This window comes from Streptomyces sp. NPDC027185 (genome assembly GCF_055567035.1).
Genome location: NZ_JBVHRF010000003.1, coordinates 545,586 through 565,342 on the forward strand (window position 1 = coordinate 545,586; position 19,757 = coordinate 565,342).

Genomic DNA, 19,757 nt, shown 5'->3' on the forward strand with positions numbered 1-19,757 from the left:
GCGCATGTTCATCAGATCAGGTGATCGTTTTCAAGGCGCGGCCTCGAACGGCCCGCGCCACGCGGAGGGCCTCCGGGCGCCCAGGCCCTGCCCCGGCGGCCTGTTCGGAACGTTTCTCCAACCCATCCGCCCAGGTAAGTGACGGTGGCGGGAAACGGGTGCCGACGTCACTCGTACGGATCGTCCTTGCTCCATCCGGTGCATACCTCGGCCCGGCTGGGACATTCTTGGACTGCACGAAGCGCCGTGAGAGCGGTGGGTTTCCCAGAGGCGTCGTGCGTATCCACGACACCATCCCTTGCGTCAGCCATGCCTGTGGCGCAAGTTGTCCGCGAATTCTTATTGCGGCCGCATTTCCGGCGCCCTTCGTCGCACATTCCGCCCGTCACTCATTCCTCAAGGAGTGTCATGCCTAACACCAAGGACCTGCAGCAGGACCGCCTTCAGCAGCGCTTCGCCCTCTACGACACCGACGGCGACGGCCAGATCAGCCGCGAGGACCTGAAGAACGAGGCGCGCCGCATCGTCGAGGCGTTCGGCGAGACGGCCGACTCCCCCCGCGCACAGCTGCTGCTGCACGCCTACCCGATGCTGTTCGACTACCTCAGCGAGAAGGCCGGCGCCGGCGACACGCTGTCGAAGGAGCAGTTCCTTCAGGTGGCCGAGGAGCAGGTGCTCGCCGACGGGCCGGCCGGTTTCGCCCGCGTCCTGCAGCCCAGCATCCACGCGATGGTTCACCTGGCCGACACCGACGGCGACGGCCAGATCAGCCCGCCCGAGTTCGCGAAGTGGCTGAAGGCCATCAACGCCGACACCGACGCCGACGCCGCCTTCCGGGCCGTCGACACCAACGGCGACGGTCAGCTCTCCGTCCAGGAGATCGTCCACGCGGTCGGCCGCTACCACGCCGGTGACCTGGACGCCCCGCTGCTCGGCGCCTGACCTGGGTGGTGTTCCCATCCCGTGGTGCGGTCCGGTCCTTCCGGCCCGCACTGCGCGTGGGCCGTGGTGGCCCGCGGACGGCACGGACACGGGCGGCGTTGGTCCTCTCGGCCCTGGCCCAGGGCGTTCCGGGTGCGTGGGCGCTCCTGCTGCCCCACAGCTTCTTCCGGAACTTCCCGCTGCCCGGCCGGCATTGGGTCGCCGTCTTCGCCCCGTACAACGAGCATCTGGTCCGGGACTTCGGCTCGCTCGTGGTGGCGCTGGCGGCGGTGCTGCTCTGCGCCGCCCGCTCGCCGCACCCGCAGCTCGTACGGGCCGCGGCACTGGCCCAGCTCGTCTTCTCCGTGCCGCACCTCTTTTTCCACCTGTACCACCTCGGGATGTTCTCCCTCTTCGACGTCGTCGCGCAGTTGATCACGCTCGTACTGCCGGTCGTCGTCGCGCTGTACCTCCTGTGGGCTCCGGCCCGCGGTGGGGGCGACCACGGCACAGCCGTGCGGACGTCCGTCCCCTATCAATGACCCTCCCTTGAGAAGGAAGAAACTCATGACCAACGCCGTACAGCAAGAGCGACTCCAGCGCCGGTTCCAGCTGTGGGACCGGGACGGCGACGGCCGCATCGACCGCAGCGACTGGAACGAGGAGGCCCAGCGCATCCTCCGGGCCTTCGAGACCGCCCCGTCCTCGGAGAAGGGCGAGGCCGTGCTGAGCGCCTACCTCGGCATGTGGGACTACCTCGCCGGCCACGCCGGGATCGAGGAAGGCGGCTCGCTCGACTTCGCCCAGTTCGGTGAGCTGGCCGGCCGCCAGGTCCTCGACCGCGGTGCGGAAGGCTTCAACGAGGTGCTGCGCCCGACCATCAGCTCCATCGTCGGACTCTGCGACACCGACGGCGACGGCAAGGTCGACCCCAAGGAGTTCCGCTCCTGGATCCGCGCGATCGGCAGCCCCGAGGAGACCGCCGACACGGCGTTCGCGGCCATCGACGCCAACGGTGACGGCGTGCTGTCCGTCGAGGAACTCGTCCAGGCCGTGCACAAGTACCACGCGGGTGAGCTCGACGTCGCCCTGCTGTGACCCGCCCCGGGCCCCGCACCTCCGCCGACGGGTGCGGGGCCCGGCCCTTTCCCGCCGCCGGCCCGCCCCGCCGGCACCGACCCCGAGGACCCATGGACCACCACACCGCAACCGGCCGCACCGGGGCGCCGCCCCGCCCGGTGCCCTTCTTCACCCACGCCCGCTCCTTCGAGGAGCGCTGGCCCGCCATCCGCGACCGTCTCACCGAGGTGGCCGACGACGGCAAGTTCTCCCACGGCAGTCAAGTGGGCCGGTTCGAGCAGGCGTTGGCCGCCTGGACCGGCGCCCGCTTCGCCGTCGGCGTCAACAGCGGCACCGACGCCCTCGTCCTCGCCCTGCGCGCCTGCGGGCTGCGCCCCGGCGACGAGGTCGTCGTCCCCGCCTTCAGCTTCATGGCCACCGCGTCCTCCGTCGCCCTCGCCGGCGGCACCCCCGTCTTCGCCGACATCGACCCCGTCGGCTACGGCCTCGACCCCGCCGCCGCGGAGGCCGCCGTCACCGACCGCACCCGGATGCTGATGCCGGTGCACCTCTTCTGCCAGATGGCCGACATGGCGGGCCTGACCGGGGTCGCCGAACGGCACGGTCTGACCGTCCTGGAGGACAGCGCCGAGGCGATCGGCATGCGCTGGGGCGGTGTCCACGCCGGGCTCCTCGGCGCCGGCGGTGTGCTCTCCTTCTTCCCCACCAAGACTCTCGGCGCGCTCGGCGACGCCGGGGCTTTCCTCACCGACGATCCGCAACTTGCCGAAACCGTCGCGGCGTTGCGCCACCACGGACGCCACGGCCGCACTCTCGGCCACTTCCCGGGCATCAACCGCCCCACTGACCTCATCGGCGTCAACAGCAAGATGGACGACCTCCAGGCCGCCGTCCTCCTCGGCAAACTCCCCTCCCTCGCCGAGGACATCCGCCGCCGCGCCGCCCTCGCCGCCGCCTACACCGAACGGCTCCGCTCCACCCCCGGCGTCCTCTGCCTGCCCACCCTCGTGACGCACGCCGTCCCCACCGAACCGGTCTTCTACGTCTACCTGATCGAGGTGGAACGCCGCGACGCCCTCGTCTCCTACCTCGCCGAGCACGGCGTCGGCACCGAGACGTACTACCCCGTCCCGCTCCACCTCCAGCCCTGCTTCGCCCACCTCGGGTACCGCCGGGGGCAGTTCCCGCACGCCGAACGGGCCTGCGAGCGGACCGTCGCGCTGCCGCTCTACCCGGATCTGGGCACCGGCGACGTCGATCGCGTCTGCGACCTCATCCACCGCTTCGCCACCGGGAGGGCCGCCCGTTGATCCCGTTCTTCCCGCCGGACCTCTTCGAGCAGGACCGTGAGGTCCTCATCGACCTCGTCCACGAGATCGGCACCGCGTCCGACCAGAAGTTCATCCTCGGCACCCGCACCGCCACGTTCGAGGACGCGCTGCGCACCACCTACGGCACGGGCGACGCCATCGCCTGCTCCAGCGGCACCTCCGCCCTCACCCTCGTCCTGCGGGCCATGGACATCGGCCCCGGCGACGAGGTCGTCGTCCCCGCCTACGGCTGCGCGCCGCTCGCCAACACCGTCGCGGGGCTGGGCGCCACCCCGGTCTTCGCCGACATCGATCCCTGGACGATGGTGGCCGATCCGCAGGCGATGGCCGATGCGGTCACCGGCCGGACCAAGGCGCTGATGCCCGCCCACATGTTCTCCGTGATGGCCGACATGCCGGCGCTGCGCAAGCTCGCCGACGACCGCGGCGTGCGCCTCGTCGAGGACTCCGCCGTCGCCCAGGGCGGCGTTCTCGACGGCCGGCCCGCGGGCACCTGGGGCGACGCCGGAGTCTTCTCGTTCGTGCAGGTCAAGACGTTCGGCACGGCGGGGGAGGGCGGCGCGGTCCTCACCTCGGACCCGGTGCTGGCCCGCACCGTGCGGGCGCTGCGCAACCACGGCCAGGAAGGCCCGCGCTTCGTCCACCAGCGGCTGGGATACAACAGCCGCTTCGACGAGATCCTCGCCGCCTTCCAGCTGCACCGGTTGCCCGGACTCGCCGCCCGCCTGGAGCGCCGCGCCCGCATCGCCGCCTACTACACCGAGCGCTTCACCCCGCTGCGCGACGCCGGGGTGCTGCCCCCGCCGCCCGGACGCAACGGCCGCTGCTACTACGTCTACTCGCTCCTCGCCGAGCGGCGCGACGCCCTCCGCGACCACCTCGCCGGGCAGGGCGTGGCCTCGCACGTCTACTACCCGCAGCCGCTGCCGCACCAGCCGGCCTTCGCCCCGTACGCCCCGGCCGGACGGCGCTGGCCGCACGCCGAGCGCGCGGCGCAACGGCAGCTGGCCCTGCCGGTGTACCCGCATCTGACGGACACGCAGGTGGAGCACATCGCCGACGCGGTCTGCGCCTTCGCCACGGAAGGAGCGCTCCGGTGACCTCTGCCGACCGCTACGTCTTCGCCACCGCCTTCGCCCGCGAGGAGGAACGTCTCGCCCTGGGGGAGGCGCTCTGGGACCCGGGCACCCGCGAACGGCTCGCCGCCACCGGTGTCGGCGCCGGCTGGTCCTGCCTGGAGATCGGCGCCGGGCGCGGTTCCATCGCCGCCTGGCTGGCCGACCGGACCGGACCGACCGGCGAGGTGGTCGCCGCCGACCTCGACACCGAGCGCCTGAAGTGGCTGACCGGCCGCGGTGTGACCGTCCACCGCCACGACGTCGTCACCGACGAGCTGCCCGAGGCGCACTTCGACCTCATCCACGCCCGTCTCGTCCTCCAGCACGTCGGTGACCGGCAGCAGGCCGTGGACCGTCTCCACCGCGCCCTCAAGCCCGGCGGCCACCTCGTCCTGGAGGACACCGACACCGCCTCGCTCTTCAGCCACCCCGCGCACGGCGACTTCCTCAGCGACGTCAAACGCGCCGCCTACGAGGTGATGTGCGCGTCCGGATACCACCCGCGCTGCGGGCTGCTCGACGTGCAACTCGCCACCGACGCCGGGCTGGTGGACATCGTCGCCGAAGGCCGTTCGGCGGTGGTGCGCGGCGGCAGTGACGCGGCGCGGTGGTTCGCGCTGTGGCTGGAGCATCTGACGCCCGCGATGCTCGCCCGCGGCGCCGTCACCGAGGAACGGCTCGCCCGCGCCCAGGTGGAGCTGACCGACCCCGCCCACTGCTGGCTCTCCCAGGTGATGGTCACCGTCCACGGACGGCGCCCCGCCTCCGACACCTCCCGGAAGGGACACCCGGCACCGTGAAACCCCCCGCTCTCGGCACCCTCTTCGACGTCCTGGCCGACCGCGGCAGCCGCACCGCCGTCCACCTCAGCCGCCCCTTCGACCTGGCCCCGGAGGGTCCGACGGAGTACGGCATCGGGCAACTCGCGGATCTGGTGCGGCAGACCGCCGCCCGGCTGGCCGCCGCGGGCGTCCGCGCCGGCGACCGCGTGGCCGTCGTCAAACCCAACCACTGGGACACCGTGCTGCTGGCCTGCGCCGCGTCCCGCCTCGGCGCCGTCCCGGCGCTGCTCTCCCCGCGGCTGCGCGGGGACACCCTCCGTGACCTGCTACACCGGATCGACCCGGCGCTGCTGGTCACCACGGCCACCACCCTCACCGCCCGCCCCGGCACCGACCTCACCGCCTGCGCCGCGCGCACCCTCCTCGTCGGCGGTGTGCCGTACGACGGCCCCGCCGCCGGGGAGCTCCTCACCGCCGACGACGTCGACGGGCACACCGTCCCGCCGGTGGTCACGCGCGCGGTGGACGACACCATGATCATTCACCACACCTCCGGGACGACCGGGCTGCCGAAGCTGGTGGAGCACTCGACCCGGACGATGGTCCACCGCCTCGCCCACTTCGAGTGCCACCGCGTCCCGGTGCTCGCCAGCCGCCGCTCCGACACGGTGGCGAGCGCCGATCCGTTCACCCACGGCCGGGCCGTGCCCTGGTCGATCAGCGTGCTGCACCTGGAGCCGCGCGCCGTCGTCCTCCTCGCCGACCACGACCCGGAGACGGCGGAGCGGACACTGCTGCGTACCCCGCCCACCACGCTGGAGGCGGCCCCCGGCACCTTCGTCACCTGGCGTGAACTGGCCGCTCGCCGCAGCGACGCCTTCCGGGACGTCCGGCTCTACATCAGCACCTTCGACGCGGTCCACCCGCCGACCGTCCGCGGGTTCCTGGCGGCCTCCGGGCACCGGCAGCCGCGCTGGCTCCAGGGCTGGGGCCAGACCGAGACCGGTCCGCTGACCTTCCGGATGCTGACCCGCAAGTCCCTGGAGCGGAGTGGGGACCGTCACCCCACCACCCGTGACCTGGGGCGGCCGGTGCCGGGACGCACCCGGCTGAGGGTGGTCGACCCGAAGACGCTGCGCCCGGTGGGACGGGGCCGCTCCGGGTTGATCCTCGTCCGTACCAAGGCGCGGTGCGTGGGGTACGTGGGCGAGCCGGAGCGCTGGGCGGCGAAGGCCGACGGCCCGTGGTGGAACACCGGCGACATCGGGACGGTGACCCGCGGCGGCAGTCTGATCCTCACCGACCGGGAGGTGGACTCCGTCCCCGGCGCGAGCTGTGTGGAGCTGGAGGACGTGATCGAGGACCGGCTCGCCGATGTCGTCGAGTGCACCGTCCTGGGTGTCCCGGGGCCGGAGCTTTTGCCGGTGCTGGTGACCGCCGACGGCACGCTCGACGCGGAGGCGTGGGCCGCGGCGGTGGGTGATCTGCCGGCGATGGCGGAGCCGTTGGTGTGGGAGTGGGAGGAGATCCCGCGCACCGAGACGGGCAAGGTGCGCCGCCTCGAACTGCGCCGTCTGGTGCGCCCGCGCGGCGCGGAACCGCTGGGTACCGGCCGGTGGACGTGAGACCGGTCCACCGCGTACGGCCCGCGGGCGCTCCCCGGATGCGGATCCGGTGGAGCGCCCGCGGGCCGTACGGCCGACTCGGCGCGGCGGGCTCAGAGGGGCTGGGCGGTGGTGCCGCGGAGGCGGTCGCGGGTGTCGAGCAGCAGCGGCGCCCACCGCGGCAGTTCGTCGACGGGGATCACCCGGTGGTCCTGGAGCAGGATGGTCAGGTCCGCCTCTGTCGCGGCCCGGCGCAGATTCGGCGCGGCGGGGACGGCCGTGCCGTCCGGGGACCAGCCGTCGGCGAGCGGATCGTGGTACGTCACCCGGGCCCCGGCCTCGTCCAGCAGGCGGGCGAGCGGTGCGGCGGGTGTGGACCGCAGGTCGCGGCTGTCGCGCTTGTACGTCACGCCGACGAGCAGGACGTGGGAGCCGGCCAATTCCTTCCCGGCGCCGTTCAGAAGCTGTCCGGCGCGGTGGACGACATGGGAGGGCATGGCGGAATTGATGCGCTGGGCCAGTTCGACCAGCGGCAGCGGGGAGCCGATCTCGCGCGCCCAGTGCGTCAGATAGGCGGGGTCGACGGGAATGCAGTGGCCGCCCACGCCGGGGCCGGGGCGGAATTCCTGGAAACCGAAGGGTTTGCTGCTGGCGCAGTCGATGGCGTTGGAGACGTCGATTCCCCAGGCGCGGGCGGTCATCGCGATTTCGTTGACCAGGGCGATATTGACGCTGCGGTAGACGTTCTCCAGCAATTTGGACAGCTCCGCCTCGCGGGCGGAAGAGGCCCGTACCACGCGGTCGCACAATTTCCGGAAGAAAGCGAGGGCGGCTTCCGTGCAGGCCGGGGTGTGACCGCCGACCACGCGCGGGGTGTTGCGGACGCCGAAGTGTTCATTTCCGGGGTCGATACGCTCGGGTGAGAAGGCGAGGGAGAAATCCGGGCCGGCGGTGAGACCGGAGCATTCTTCCAGAATCGCGCGGACCGGACCGTCGGTGGTGCCGGGGAACGACGTGGATTCCAAAATGACGAGTGTGCCCGGTTTCAGATGGGTGCCCAGCGCCCGTGCCGCGTCCCGGACGTGCGTCAGATCCGGTCCGCCCGCGTCGTCCAGCGGTGTCGGGACGCAGAGGACGGCGACGGACGCCTCGGCGAGGACGCCGGGGTCGGTGGTGGCGTGGAAGCCGGCGGAGCGCATCGCCGCGATATCGGCTTCGGTGAGATCCGGCAGCGGTGAGCGGCCGGATTCCAGCGTCGCCGGCACGGCCGGATTCGTATCCACCCCGGTGACCTGCATTCCCGCGGCGCAGGCTTCGCGCGCCAGCGGGAGCCCTGTGTAACCGAGACCGATCACGGCCAGTCTTTCCACCATTTCTCCTCACGCTGCGTCCCTCGCAGGAATCCCGTACGATCCCCCGATTTTCGGCACAACCTTAAATGAGCGGAATCGTTCGAAGGGGCTTCGAGAAGAGCGGTTCACTCGGATTGGTGAAAGTGTTCAGGTTCGCTCGTGATCATTCTGAATTTGCCCGCAGGTGGTCACTGTCCGGCTTTTTTGATCGCCCTTCGTCGAATGTGATCAATTGTTTCGGTGCGGCAAGTCGCGGACGTGCGAGAGAGGTAACGTGACCGCTCGTCATGGAGTGACAACACGTTTTCCTTTCCGTCCGATGAGCTGGCCGATCCGGTGCGGATGCCGGTGCGGATTTGCGCCCTCCGGCCTTCCGGGCGGAGGTGTTCCGTCCTTCGGATCCTGGCTGAATTTCGCCGGGAAAAGGAGGGGCAAGCAGGACTTACCAGGAAAACGGCGATCGCCGGAAAAGGGAACGGCTCCGGGCTTCCTGGGCGCCGTCCGGCCGACACACCGAACATCACGAAGGAGGCACACCCACCGTGCTGCGCACCCTGCTCGTCGGGCTCGGCAGAGCCGGAACGGGGCTTCACCTGCCGGTCCTGCTGCGCGCCCGCGGAGCCGAGCCCGGTCTTCTCGCCGCGGAGCCGGTCGTGGGCGTGGACCCGGACCGGACGCCGGTCGCCCCGGACGGGCTCACCCTCGCCGCCGACCTCCGCGAGGCCCGCCGCCTCCTCGACCCCGAGCGGACCGTCGTCCACCTCTGCACCCCGCCCGCCGTCCGCGACGGCGTGCTGGAAGAGGTCGCGGCGCTCGGCTTCCGCCGCCTCGTCGTCGAGAAGCCACTGGCCGCCGACCGCACCGCACTCCACCGGGTACGTACCGCCGTCGACCGCCACCGTCTGGACGTCACCGTCGTCGCCCCCTGGCTGCACAGCGCGCTGACCGACCGTCTCGCCGCTCTCCTCGGCGACGGACACCTCGGGCCCGTCCGGCACATCGGCGTCACCCAGCACAAACCGCGCTTCCGCCGCTCCCTGACCACCGCCGGCCACAGCAGCGCCTTCGAGGTCGAGGTCCCGCACGCCGTCGGGGTGCTGCTGCGGCTGCTCGGCGACGCCCGCGCCGAGGACGCCGCCTGGAGCGATGTCCGTCTCGGCGACGCCGTCGCCCCCCGCCTGGGCACCGCCCGGCTACGCCTGGCCCACACCGCCGGCGCCCGCAGCGAGGTCCACTCCGACCTCACCTCGCCCGTCCGCCGCCGCCGTATCGTCATCGAGACCGACCGCGCCCGGCTGACCGGCGACTACCCGATCAGCGAGGACGACGACATCGCCCAGCTCCGCATCGAGCACCGGTCCGGCACCGGGCCCGCGGCCGTCACCCGGGAACTGCTCCCCGACGACGCCCTCACCCGCTGCCTGCTCCGCGCCTACCGCCACGCCGCGGGCCGCACCACCCCGGACGACGCCGCCCTCCCCGGCGGACCGGGCGCTCTCGACCTGCACATCCGCACCGTTGAACTCCTCGACGACGCCCGCCGGTTGGCCGCCGCGGCCCCGTCGCGGCCCACCCGCACCACCGACCGGAAAGAGGTGGCCGGACATGCCGGCTGAGTCCGCCCGACACACCCCCCACCCGCAGCCGGGGCCGGGCACCGGATGGGCCGCGCCCGGCATCCGCTACGCGGGCATCGGCGACGAGGCGGCGGCCGACGCCGAAGGGCAGCTCGCCGCGGTCCACGGTCTGGGCTGGCGCGCCGTCGAACTCCGCTCCGTCGACGGCACCGCCCTCGCCGACCTGCCCCCCGCCGCCTTCGACGCCCTCGCCGCACGCCTCGCCGACACCGGCACCGACGTCGTCTGCGTCGACTCCCGCATCGCCAACTGGAGCCGCCCGGCCACCGGCCCGTTCGCCCAGGACCTCGACGAACTGCGCGTCCTCGCCGCCCGCTGCGCCACCCTCGGCACCCGCCACGTCCGCGTGATGTCCTACCCCGACGGCGGACTGACCGACGACGAATGGCGCCGCCGCGTCCTCGACCGGATGACCACCCTCACCCGCTTCGCCGAGGACCACGGGCTCGTTCTGCTCCACGAGAACTGCCACGGCTGGGCCGGGACCCGCGCCGACCGGATGCTCGCCCTCCTCGACCACGTCGGCAGCCCCGCACTGCGCCTGCTGTTCGACATCGGCAACGGCGTCCCGCACGGCTACGACGCCCCCGCCCTCCTCGACGCCGTCATCGACCACGTCGCCCACGTCCACGTCAAGGACGCCACCGCCGGACCGGACGGCGACATCGTCTACACCCTCCCCGGCCACGGACAGTCCGGTGTTGCCGCCTGCCTCGCCACCCTGGCCCGCCGCGGTTGGCAGGGCACCTGGTCCATCGAGCCGCACACCCGGCTGCGCCCGCACGACGGCACCGACCACCGCGAACTGGACGGCATCGCCGCCTTCACCGCGTACGGCCGCGCCCTGGAACGCCTCGTGGAGCGCGAGGTCCGCACGGCGCCGGCGGAAGCGGGCGGCCACCCGTGACCGCACCCGCCCGCCTCCGGACCGCCGACCGCGACCTGCTGCTCCGCCTCCTCGACACGCCCACCGCCGGACCGCTGGAGAACGGCGGCGACACCACCGGCGTCCGCCTCTGGGACGCCGGACGCGCCTACGCCGCGGCGGCCGCCCCGCTCGGCCTCGCCACCGTGCGCCACGCCGCACCGCACCCGGACGAACTCGACCGGGACGACGTGCCGCTGACCGTCCGCGAGGCCGCCGCCGGGCGTCCCGACTTCCTCGCCTGCCAGCCCTCGCTCGTCCTGCGGCTGGGGCCGCCGCTGCCGCGCGCGGACACCGTCATGTTCAACGTCCACCTCGACACCGTCGGCGGCTGGTGGCCCGCCACCTTCGACGGCACCCGCTTCCACGGCCGCGGCGCCATCGACGCCAAGGGCCCGGCCGTCGCCCTCCTCGCCGGTATCCGCGCGGCCATGGCCCGCGACCCCGCCGTCGGCACCGACACCGCCGTCCTCGTCCAGGCGGTCGCGGGCGAGGAGGGCGGCGCCATGGGCACCTACGGCACCCGGCCGCTGGTCCGCGAGGGCCTGACCGGCGCGCTCAACCTCTTCTGCGAACCGACCCGGCACCGCTACCTGCCGCGCGCCACCGCCGCGATGACCGCCTGCGTCCAGGTCGACGGCGCCGACGCGGTCGACGACTGCCCGGCCGCCGGACACAACGCCACCGCCCTCCTCGGCCACCTCGCCCACCACCTCGCCACCGTCCTGCCCGGACGGGTTCCCGACGCCGGCGTCTGCGTCGCCGGACTCCACACCGGCGACCGCCACAACAAGGTCTACGGCACCGGCCGCCTGCTGCTGAACCTCTCCTACGGCAACCGCGCCACCGCCCGCGCCGCCGAAGCCGCGCTCCACACGGCCGTACGGGAGGGGATCGCCGCCTTCCGCGCCTCGGCCGCCGCCGAACCCACCCTCGCCCGCACCGTCGAGGACGCCGCCGCCCTCACCTCCGTCCGCTGGCACAAACGCGGCCTGCCGGCCCTGCACAGCCGCGCCGCCCTCGCCGACGACCTGCTGGGCAAGGACGCCGGACTCACCCGCTGGCCGGACGCCGAACCGGCCTTCACCTGCGACGCCATCTGGATGGCCGACGTCCCCGACAGCTGCACCGCCGTCCTCGGCCCCGGCGACCTCGGCGCCAACCGCGCCCACGCCGACGGCGAGTTCGCCGACCTCGCCGACCTGGACCGTTACGCCGAGGAGATCGCCCGCGTCCTGACCGCCTTCACCGCCCGGCGGCGCGCCCGCTCCGGATGAACGCCGCGCCGCCCGCCCCGGAACCCCAACGGGCGGGTGCGCCCCGGAGCCACCCCACCGCGCCCCGCCGACCGTCCCGCCCACACCGAGAGGAACCCCGCCACGATGCCCCCGACCCCCGCCGCACCGGCCACCGGCCGTGCCCCGGACACCGTCCCCGGCCCCGTCCCCGAGGTCCGCGTCCCGTACGACGCGCTGCTCGCCTTCACCGCCGGCGTGCTGCGCGCACGGGGCCTGCCCGGCGGGCGGGCCGCCACCGCCGCCGAGGCGCTGTGCCACGGCGACCTCACCGGCTTCACCACCCACGGCCTGACCAACCTCGCCCGGCTCTACCTGCCGCTCCTGGACTCCGGGCGCTGCGATCCGCACGCCGAACCGGAGACCGTCACCGACACCGGCGCCGCCGTCCTCCTCGACGCCCGCCGCGCCCTCGGACTCTGGGCCGCCGCCGAGGCGATGGACCTCGCCGTCGAACGGGCCCGCACCCACGGCATCGGCATGGTCTCGGTCCGCGGCGGCACCCACTTCGGCTGCGCCGGGTTCCACGCGCTGCGCGCCGTCGGACACGGCATGATCGGCCTCGCCGCCGCCAACTGCGGTCACCAGCGCCTCGTCCCGCCGCCCGGCGGCGCCGCCCCGATGCTCGGCACCAACCCGCTCGCCCTCGCCTCCCCGGCCGGCGATCACCCGCCGTTCACCCTCGACATGAGCACCAGCGTCGTCCCCACCGGCCGGATCCGCGCCGCCGCCCGCGCGGGCGGAACGATCCCGCCCGGCTGGCTGACCGACGCCACCGGAGGCGACGTCACCGACCCCGCGGCGTACGACCGCGGCGAGGCCCAGCTGCGGTGGCTGGGCGGTGACCCGGACCGCGGCGTCCACAAGGGCTTCGGGCTCGGGCTGCTCGTCGAGGTGCTGTCCGCGCTGGTCCCCGGCGCCGGGGTGGGCCCGCAGCCCGTCGCGGGCGGGCGGCCGACCTCCCGTCCGGACGACGACGTCGGCTACTTCCTGCTCGCCGTCGCCCCGGCCGCACTGCGCTCCCCGGACGCCTTCGCCACCGCCGCCACCGGCCTCTTCGGCGCGCTCCTCGACTGCCCGCCGCACGATCCGGACGACCCCGTCCGCTACCCGGGCTGGCACGAACAGCGCCGCAGCCGTGACCGGCGCGCCCACGGCGTCCCGCTGTCCGCCGCGCTCCACACCGAACTGCGCGCCGTCGCGGACGCCACCGGACTGCCGTTCCCCGGCGCCGTGGTGGCCGGAGGTACCGCATGACCCCGCTGCGGATCGGCATCATCGGGCTCGGTGTCATCTCCCGCTTCTACCTGGCCGCCCTCGAACGCTCCCCGGAGGCGGACCTCGTCGCGGTCTGCGACCCGGACACCGCCACCCACCGCGATCTGCCGCCGCACGTCGCCCGGTACACCGCCCACCGCGACCTGCTGGCCACCGCCGAGGTGGACGCCGTCATCGTCAACGTCCCCAACGACCTGCACTTCCCCGTCTGCCGCGACGCGCTCACCGCCGGGCGCGCGGTCTGTGTGGAGAAGCCGCTCGCCAACAGCGCCGAGGACGCCCGGCGCCTGGTCACCCTGGCGCGGGAGCGGGGCGCCGTGCTCTTCACCTCCTTCCACCGCCGCTACAACTCCGAGGTGCTCGCTCTCCGCGACCGGCTGCCCCGCGACGCGCACGTCACGGCCCTGACGGTGCGGTACGAGGAGCTGATCGAGGAGCACGCCGGGCGGGACCGCTGGTACCTCGACCCGGCGCGCTGCGGCGGCGGTTGCCTCGCCGACAACGGCCCCAACGCCCTCGACGTGGCCCGTCTCCTCCTCGGCGAGGTCCACGTCACCGGCGCGGAGCTGCACCTCGACGCCCGCGGTGTGGACCGCGCGGCGCAGCTCCAACTGGACACGCCCGCCGGGACCGCCGTCCGGATCGTGCTGGACTGGTCGTACCCGGGGGAGCGGAAGACCGTCGAGGTACGCCTCGCCGACGGCCGCACCGACCACGCCGACATGCTTGCCGGACACACCGCGTTCAAGGGCTCGCTCTGGCACGAGTACGAGGGCGTGCTGCGGGAGTTCACCCGTTCCGTACGCGCCGGCGTGAGCGGCGGTCCGACGGCGCCGGACGGCCTGGTCACCGCGGAACTCGTCGCCGACGCCTACGCCTGCGGCACCCGGCGGGAGGTCCGCGCGTGAACCCGGCGGAGGACGGCCCCAAGCGGGCGGTGCACGGACGGCTGGTGAAGGTCCTCACGCACCGCCGCGACGACCGGGGGATGACGCTGGAGCCGTTCGCCTCCCGCTGCGTCCGGGCGGGCGAGGTCCATGAGCTGGTCACCACCGACCACACCGGGACCGCGGCCGAGGGCCCCGTGGACCGGGTGGGGTTCCTGGGCTTCGTGGAGCTGGAGTGCGGCGGCGTCCTGGACCGCGGCGACACCGTCTGGGCCGACGGCCGCCGTATCGCCACCGTCCTCGGCTTCGACGCCTGCCACTTCCCCAACCACTACAACATCCTGCTGACGACACCGGCCCCCCGCACCGGCCCTGAGCTGGGCCTCGGCCCGGAGACGGAGATCGTCTTCACGCAGTGACGACGGGGGCCGGCACACCGTGGCCCGTGCGCCGGCCCCCGCGCCGGGCGGACTCGCCCCTCACCCCACCTCCGGCAGCCCGTACTCCGCCATCGCGTCCATCAGCCAGTGCGCCAGATGGTCGGCGAACGAGGAGCGGGGGAGCAGGCGGTAGGTGCCGGGGGCGGGGTGCCAGAGGAGGAGCGGGACGGTGCCGAGGGCGGTGGCCAGGGCCCGGCCCGGGGGGAAGGCGCGGGGGTGGAGGTCGAGGGCGCAGCCCTTCTCCAGGACGTCGCGGGAGGAGGGGCCGCGCAGTTCCAGGACGGTGCGTTGGGCGGAGACGTCCAGTACGTGACCGGGGGCGTCGTCCAGAGCCGTCGTCAGGGCGGCGAGCGGCGCCGGGGCGCCGTCCTCAGCGAGCAGCAGCCATTCGTCGGGTCCCAGCCAGAGCGCGGTGCCGTGGTCGCCGCGGGACGTGTCCCCGCACCGCGTGGGCAGCGGCGCGCCCAGCACCCGCGTCAGGCGGGCGGCGGCCGGGCCGTCGGGGGCGGCGCGCAGGGCGGTCATCGTCCGGCAGGGGAGTTCGCTCAGGGCCACCGCGCGCGGGCCGGTGACGGTCGCGGCGCGCAGGGCGCCGGTCAGGTGCGCCAGCGGGGAGCGGCGCAGCGCGGTGGGTTCCGGTGCGGTCGGTTCAGCCATCACGCCTGGTCCCTTCGGGGTCGTACAGCACGGGGGAGCACACCACGGCCGGTACCGGGGTGTCGCCGACGACAGCCACCACCTCGTCGCCGATCCGGGCGCGCCCGCCCGCGATCAGGGCCAGCGCGAACGGGTGGCCGAGCGCGGGGCTGTGGTAGCCGGAGGTGATGTGGCCCAGCATCGGGACCGGGCCGTTCTGCGGCGTCAGGGGGGTGCCCCGGTCGATGATCTGGGTGCCCTCCGGCAGCCGGGTGCGGCGGTCGGCGGGGACCAGGGCGACGAGTTGCCGGCGGTCCGCGCGGGCGGTGTCGGGGCGCGACAGCGACCGTTTGCCGATGAAGTCCTTGTGGGGGGAGATCACCCAGTCCATACCGGCGTCCAGCGGCGTGACGGTGCCGTCGGTGTCCTGACCGACGATGAGGAACCCCTTCTCGGCGCGGAGTACGTGCATCGCCTCCGTCCCGTACGGGGTGATGCCTTCGGGGCGGCCCGCCTCCTCGACGTGGTCCCACACGGCCTGGCCGTACCACGCCGCCACGTTGATCTCGTAGGCGAGTTCGCCGGAGAAGGAGATGCGGCAGATGCGGGCGGGGATGCCGGAGGCGAGGACGGTCTCGCGCAGGGTCATGAAGGGGAAGGCTTCCCGGCTCACGTCGAGTGCGGGGGCGAGGCGGGCGACGACGGCGCGGGAGCGGGGGCCGACGACGGCGACGGTGGCCCACTGTTCGGTGACGGAGACGCAGGTGACGTCCAGTTCGGGCCATTCGGTCTGGAGCCATTCCTCCAGCCGGTCGAGGACGGCGGCGGCGTTGCCGGTGGTCGTGGTCATGAAGTAGCGGTCGTCGGTGAGGCGGAGGGTGACACCGTCGTCGACGATCATTCCGTCCTCCCCGCACATCACGCCGTAGCGGGCGGAGCCGGGGCGCAGCTTCTTGAAGCCGTTGGTGTAGACGCGGTTCAGGAACTCCCCGGCGTCCGCGCCCCGGATCTCGATCTTGCCGAGCGTGGAGGCGTCCATGAAGGCGACGCCCTCCCGCGCGGCCCGGCACTCGCGCGCCACCGCCGCGTCCATGTCCTCACCGGGCCGCGGGTAGTAACGCGGTCGCTTCCACTGGCCGACGTCCTCGAAGACCGCGCCGCGTGCGAGGTGCCCCTCGTGCAGCGCGGTGCGGCGCGCGGGGTCGTAGAGCGCGCCGGTCTCCCGCCCGGCCAGCGCGGCGAACGCGACGGGGGTGTACGGCGCCCGGTAGGTGGTGGTGCCCAGCGCGGCCGGGGAATCCGCGCCGCGCAGCGCGGCGAGCACACCGAGCGCGGCGACGCCGGACGTCCGGCCCTGGTCGTTGGCGGTGCCCAGCGAGGTGTACCGCTTGAGGTGTTCGGCGCCACGCATCCCGGTGCCCGCCGCGCGGTACAGATCGGCGACGGTCACGTCCCGTTGGAGGTCGACGAAGTGGGTGTCCCAGGTGGCCGGGTCGCCGTCGTCGCCGGGGATCAGCCAGAGCGGCCGGACAGGGGAGGGGGGCTGCGGCCGGTGCGGCGGCGGGACGGTGGCCGCGAAGCCCGCGGCGGTCGCCGCCAGCGCCCCGGCGCGGGCGCCCTCGGCGAGACAGCCGGCGGTGTCGTACGTACCGCGCACCGCACCGGCCGTGTGCTGTCCGTCCACCGCCGCACCGGGCACGAACCCGGCGAGACCGGTGTCCCACCGCAGGGTGCCCTGCCGCTGGGAATGCAGGTGGACGACGGGGCTCCAGCCGCCCGAGACCGCCAGCAGATCGCAGGTCAGCGCCGTGCCGGGCCCGGCGGGCGCCCCCGCCGCGTCCAGCGGGCGGACGGTGACCCCGTCGACCCGTTCGGTCCCCGAGGCGGCGGTCACGGCGCTGCCGGTGCGCACCGGCACCCCGGTGCGGTCGCGGAACTCCCGTGCGGTGGCGGTCAGTTCGGGCCGGGAGTCGATGACGGCGGCGACCGCGCAGCCCGCCGCGGCCAGGGCCGAGGCGGTGGCGTACGCACTGTCGCCGGTGGTCGCCACCACCGCGCGGCGGCCGGGCAGCACCCCGTAGTGGTGCAGGTAGGTGCGTACCGCGTGGGCGAGCATGATGCCCGGCCGGTCGTTCCCGGCGAAGACCAGCGGCCGCTCGTGGGCGCCGGTCGCCAGCACCACCTGACGTGCGCGGATGTGCCACAGCCGCTGCCGGGAGACCCCGGCGGGCGCCGCCGGTCCCAGATGATCGGTGCGCCGCTGGAGCGCCAGTACGTAGTTGCCGTCGTACGCGCCGAAGGCGCAGGTGCGGGTCAGCACCCGGACGTCCGGCTCCGCCTCCAGCGCCGCGCGGGTGGCGGTGGCCCAGGTCAGGGCGGCCGCTTCCGGGCCGTCGCCGGGGGCGGCGGCGAGCAGCGCGCCGCCGGTCTCCGGCCGGTCCTCGACGAGCAGCACCCGCGCCCCGGAGCGGCCCGCGGCGGCCGCCGCGGCGAGACCGGCCGGTCCGCCGCCGATGACCAGGACGTCGGTGTGCACGTACTTCTTGTCGTACACCGCGGGGTCGGGCGTGGGGTCGAGGCGGCCGCGTCCGGAGAGGGCGGTGGCGCGCAGCCCGTCGTACAGCTCGACGGTGGTGGCGGGCAGCATGCTCTCCGCGCAGGGGCCCTCGACCCGCAGCAGGGCGTTCGGCTCCTCGACGCCCGCGGCCATGACGGCGCGCGGCCGTCCGCGGTAGAGGGACGGCGCGGCGCCGGGCAGACCGTGGGCGAGCAGCGCGGAGGCCACCGTGTCGCCCGGATGGCCGGTCAGCTCCCGGCCGTCGAGGGTGAAGCGGAGGGTGGTGGTGCGGTCGGTCCGGCCGCCGTGCGGCAGCCGGGCGGGCTGGTCGGGGCGACGGGTCATCGGGCCTCTCCGTCCGGTCGGGCGGCGGCGGGCCGCGGTTCGTCGGGGCGGTAGGTGGCGAGCACCGTGTAGCTGACGGTGTCCCGCACGGCGTGGAACCAGCGGCGGCAGCCCAGACTGTGCGCCCACCGCTCGGCGAACGGTCCGGCCGGGTTGTCGCGGAGGAAGAGGTACGCGGCCCACGCCTCGTCGTCGAGCGCCGCCGGGTCGGCGGGCCGGGCCACATGGGCCTGTCCGCCGTAGTGGAACTCGGTCTCGTCGCGCGGCCCGCACCACGGGCAGGTCAGCTGGAGCACCAGGTCTCCTCTCAGTGGGCCACGGCGGCGGCGCCGTGTTCGTCGATGAGCGCGCCGGTGGTGAACCGGTCGAGCGAGAACGGCGCGTTCAGCGGATGCGGCGCGCCGGTCGCCAGGGTGTGGGCGAAGGTCCACCCGGCGGCCGGGGTGGCCTTGAAACCGCCGGTGCCCCAGCCGCAGTTGACGAAGAGGTTCGCCAGCGGGGTGGCGCCGATGACGGGGGAGGCGTCGGGTGTGACGTCCACGATCCCGCCCCAGGTGCGCAGCACGTGCGCGCGGGCGAAGACCGGGAACAGCTCGACGGCGGCGGCCATCTGCCGCTCGATGATGTGGAAGGCGCCGCGCTGCCCGTAGCCGTTGTACGCGTCGACCCCGGCGCCCAGCACCAGTTCGCCCTTGTGCGCCTGGGAGACGTAGACGTGCACGTGGTTGGACATCACGACGGTGGGGTGGACCGGCTCGTGGAGTTCGGAGACGAGCGCCTGGAGCGGATGGGACTGCACCGGCAGCCGGAGTCCGGCCCGCGCGGCGAGGACGCCGCTGTGTCCGGCGACGGCGAGCCCCACCCGCCCGGCGCCGATCCGGCCGCGGGTGGTCGTCACGCCGGTGACCCGCCCGCCGTCGGTGGTGAAGCCGGTCACCTCGCAGCCCTGGATCAGATCGACGCCGTACGCGTCCGCGCTGCGGGCCAGTGCCCAGGCGACGTGATCGTGCTTGGCGATACCGGCGCGCGGCTGGTACGTGGCGCCGAGGACCGGGTAGCGGCTGTGCGGCGAGGTGTTGAGGATCGGGCAGACCTCGGCGACCTCGTCGGGCTCCAGCCAGTGCGAGTCGACGCCGTTGAGCCGGTTGGCGCCGACCCGGCGGGCACAGTCGCGGACGTCCTGGAGGGTGTGCGCGAGGTTGAGGACGCCGCGTTGGCTGAACATCACGTCGTAGTCCAGCTCGGCGGGGAGCGTCTCCCAGAGCTTCAGCGCGTACTCGTAGAGGGCGGTCGTCTCGTCCCAGAGGTAGTTGGACCGGATGATCGTGGTGTTGCGCGCCATGTTGCCGCCGCCCAGCCAGCCCTTCTCCAGGACGGCGACGTCCGTGATGCCGTGCACCGACGCGAGGTAGTGCGCGGTGGCCAGCCCGTGCCCGCCGCCGCCGACGATGACGACGTCGTACGAGGAGCGGGGCTCGGGGTTGCGCCACAGGTGCGCGGGGTGTTCCGGAAGGGGGGAGCTCATCCGGCGGTTCCCTTCGTGTCGCGGAGGCGGGCGGCGGGCGCGCC

The 19,757-nt window shown here is 73.9% G+C and carries 18 protein-coding genes; 13 read left to right on the top strand and 5 right to left on the bottom strand.

Features of this window, described 5'->3' with window-relative positions; genetic code table 11:
• Positions 1 to 408 precede the first annotated feature (408 nt).
• The 7 genes from ACZ4M8_RS12520 (at position 409) to ACZ4M8_RS12550 (ending at position 6,857) form a co-directional block, all read left to right on the top strand.
• Positions 409 to 942, top strand: a complete 534-nt coding sequence (locus ACZ4M8_RS12520; protein WP_467606129.1) for an EF-hand domain-containing protein — start codon at positions 409 to 411, stop codon at positions 940 to 942.
• 98 nt (positions 943 to 1,040) lie between these two features.
• Positions 1,041 to 1,463: a hypothetical protein gene (locus tag ACZ4M8_RS12525; protein ID WP_467606131.1), complete on the top strand. Its 423-nt coding sequence runs from the start codon at positions 1,041 to 1,043 to the stop codon at positions 1,461 to 1,463.
• A gap of 25 nt (positions 1,464 to 1,488) precedes the next feature.
• Positions 1,489 to 2,019 carry an EF-hand domain-containing protein gene (locus ACZ4M8_RS12530; RefSeq protein ID WP_467606133.1) on the top strand — a complete coding sequence of 177 codons (531 nt, stop codon included), beginning with the start codon at positions 1,489 to 1,491 and terminating at the stop codon, positions 2,017 to 2,019.
• Between the two features lie 92 nt (positions 2,020 to 2,111).
• The gene (locus ACZ4M8_RS12535; protein ID WP_467606135.1) at positions 2,112 to 3,311 is read left to right on the top strand and encodes a DegT/DnrJ/EryC1/StrS family aminotransferase; all 1,200 of its coding nucleotides are present in this window, start codon (positions 2,112 to 2,114) and stop codon (positions 3,309 to 3,311) included.
• Entirely contained in the window at positions 3,308 to 4,432 is a 1,125-nt protein-coding gene (locus ACZ4M8_RS12540; protein WP_467606137.1) for a DegT/DnrJ/EryC1/StrS family aminotransferase, read from the top strand. The genes ACZ4M8_RS12535 and ACZ4M8_RS12540 overlap by 4 nt, the downstream gene beginning before the upstream one ends.
• Positions 4,429 to 5,250 (top strand): class I SAM-dependent methyltransferase, encoded by an 822-nt coding sequence (locus ACZ4M8_RS12545; RefSeq protein ID WP_467606138.1) that lies wholly within the window; start codon positions 4,429 to 4,431, stop codon positions 5,248 to 5,250. The genes ACZ4M8_RS12540 and ACZ4M8_RS12545 overlap by 4 nt, the downstream gene beginning before the upstream one ends.
• Complete coding sequence (locus tag ACZ4M8_RS12550; RefSeq protein WP_467606140.1) at positions 5,247 to 6,857, top strand: class I adenylate-forming enzyme family protein; 1,611 nt, start codon at positions 5,247 to 5,249, stop codon at positions 6,855 to 6,857. The genes ACZ4M8_RS12545 and ACZ4M8_RS12550 overlap by 4 nt, the downstream gene beginning before the upstream one ends.
• Positions 6,858 to 6,949: 92 nt before the next feature.
• On the opposite strand, the gene ACZ4M8_RS12555 is transcribed toward ACZ4M8_RS12550, so the two are convergent.
• Complete coding sequence (locus tag ACZ4M8_RS12555) at positions 6,950 to 8,209, bottom strand: nucleotide sugar dehydrogenase (protein ID WP_467606141.1); 1,260 nt, start codon at positions 8,207 to 8,209, stop codon at positions 6,950 to 6,952.
• A gap of 521 nt (positions 8,210 to 8,730) precedes the next feature.
• On the opposite strand from ACZ4M8_RS12555, the gene ACZ4M8_RS12560 reads away from it, so the two are divergent.
• The 6 genes from ACZ4M8_RS12560 to ACZ4M8_RS12585 all read left to right on the top strand — a co-directional run bounded on the left by ACZ4M8_RS12560 (position 8,731) and on the right by ACZ4M8_RS12585 (position 14,629).
• Positions 8,731 to 9,804 (top strand): Gfo/Idh/MocA family oxidoreductase, encoded by a 1,074-nt coding sequence (locus tag ACZ4M8_RS12560; protein WP_467606143.1) that lies wholly within the window; start codon positions 8,731 to 8,733, stop codon positions 9,802 to 9,804.
• Positions 9,794 to 10,732: a sugar phosphate isomerase/epimerase family protein gene (locus ACZ4M8_RS12565; protein WP_467606144.1), complete on the top strand. Its 939-nt coding sequence runs from the start codon at positions 9,794 to 9,796 to the stop codon at positions 10,730 to 10,732. The genes ACZ4M8_RS12560 and ACZ4M8_RS12565 overlap by 11 nt, the downstream gene beginning before the upstream one ends.
• The gene (locus tag ACZ4M8_RS12570) at positions 10,729 to 12,027 is read left to right on the top strand and encodes a M20/M25/M40 family metallo-hydrolase (RefSeq protein WP_467606147.1); all 1,299 of its coding nucleotides are present in this window, start codon (positions 10,729 to 10,731) and stop codon (positions 12,025 to 12,027) included. The genes ACZ4M8_RS12565 and ACZ4M8_RS12570 overlap by 4 nt, the downstream gene beginning before the upstream one ends.
• Before the next feature lie 105 nt (positions 12,028 to 12,132).
• On the top strand, positions 12,133 to 13,302 hold the full coding sequence (locus tag ACZ4M8_RS12575) for an Ldh family oxidoreductase (RefSeq protein WP_467606149.1): 1,170 nt from the start codon (positions 12,133 to 12,135) through the stop codon (positions 13,300 to 13,302).
• Positions 13,299 to 14,231 (top strand): Gfo/Idh/MocA family protein, encoded by a 933-nt coding sequence (locus tag ACZ4M8_RS12580; protein WP_467606151.1) that lies wholly within the window; start codon positions 13,299 to 13,301, stop codon positions 14,229 to 14,231. The genes ACZ4M8_RS12575 and ACZ4M8_RS12580 overlap by 4 nt, the downstream gene beginning before the upstream one ends.
• Entirely contained in the window at positions 14,228 to 14,629 is a 402-nt protein-coding gene (locus ACZ4M8_RS12585; protein WP_467606152.1) for a DUF6917 domain-containing protein, read from the top strand. Before ACZ4M8_RS12580 ends, ACZ4M8_RS12585 begins: the two co-directional genes overlap by 4 nt.
• Positions 14,630 to 14,689: 60 nt before the next feature.
• On the opposite strand, the gene ACZ4M8_RS12590 is transcribed toward ACZ4M8_RS12585, so the two are convergent.
• From ACZ4M8_RS12590 to ACZ4M8_RS12605, 4 genes are read right to left on the bottom strand one after another with little or no spacing between them, the layout of a single operon-like run.
• Complete coding sequence (locus ACZ4M8_RS12590; protein WP_467606155.1) at positions 14,690 to 15,307, bottom strand: sarcosine oxidase subunit gamma; 618 nt, start codon at positions 15,305 to 15,307, stop codon at positions 14,690 to 14,692.
• On the bottom strand, positions 15,300 to 18,188 hold the full coding sequence (locus ACZ4M8_RS12595; protein WP_467606156.1) for an FAD-dependent oxidoreductase: 2,889 nt from the start codon (positions 18,186 to 18,188) through the stop codon (positions 15,300 to 15,302). The genes ACZ4M8_RS12590 and ACZ4M8_RS12595 overlap by 8 nt, the downstream gene beginning before the upstream one ends.
• Entirely contained in the window at positions 18,185 to 18,484 is a 300-nt protein-coding gene (locus ACZ4M8_RS12600; RefSeq protein WP_467606159.1) for a sarcosine oxidase subunit delta, read from the bottom strand. Before ACZ4M8_RS12600 ends, ACZ4M8_RS12595 begins: the two co-directional genes overlap by 4 nt.
• Before the next feature lie 11 nt (positions 18,485 to 18,495).
• A complete protein-coding gene (locus ACZ4M8_RS12605; protein ID WP_467606161.1) occupies positions 18,496 to 19,713 on the bottom strand; it encodes a sarcosine oxidase subunit beta family protein in 1,218 nt (405 codons plus the stop codon).
• Between the last annotated feature and the right edge of the window lie 44 nt (positions 19,714 to 19,757).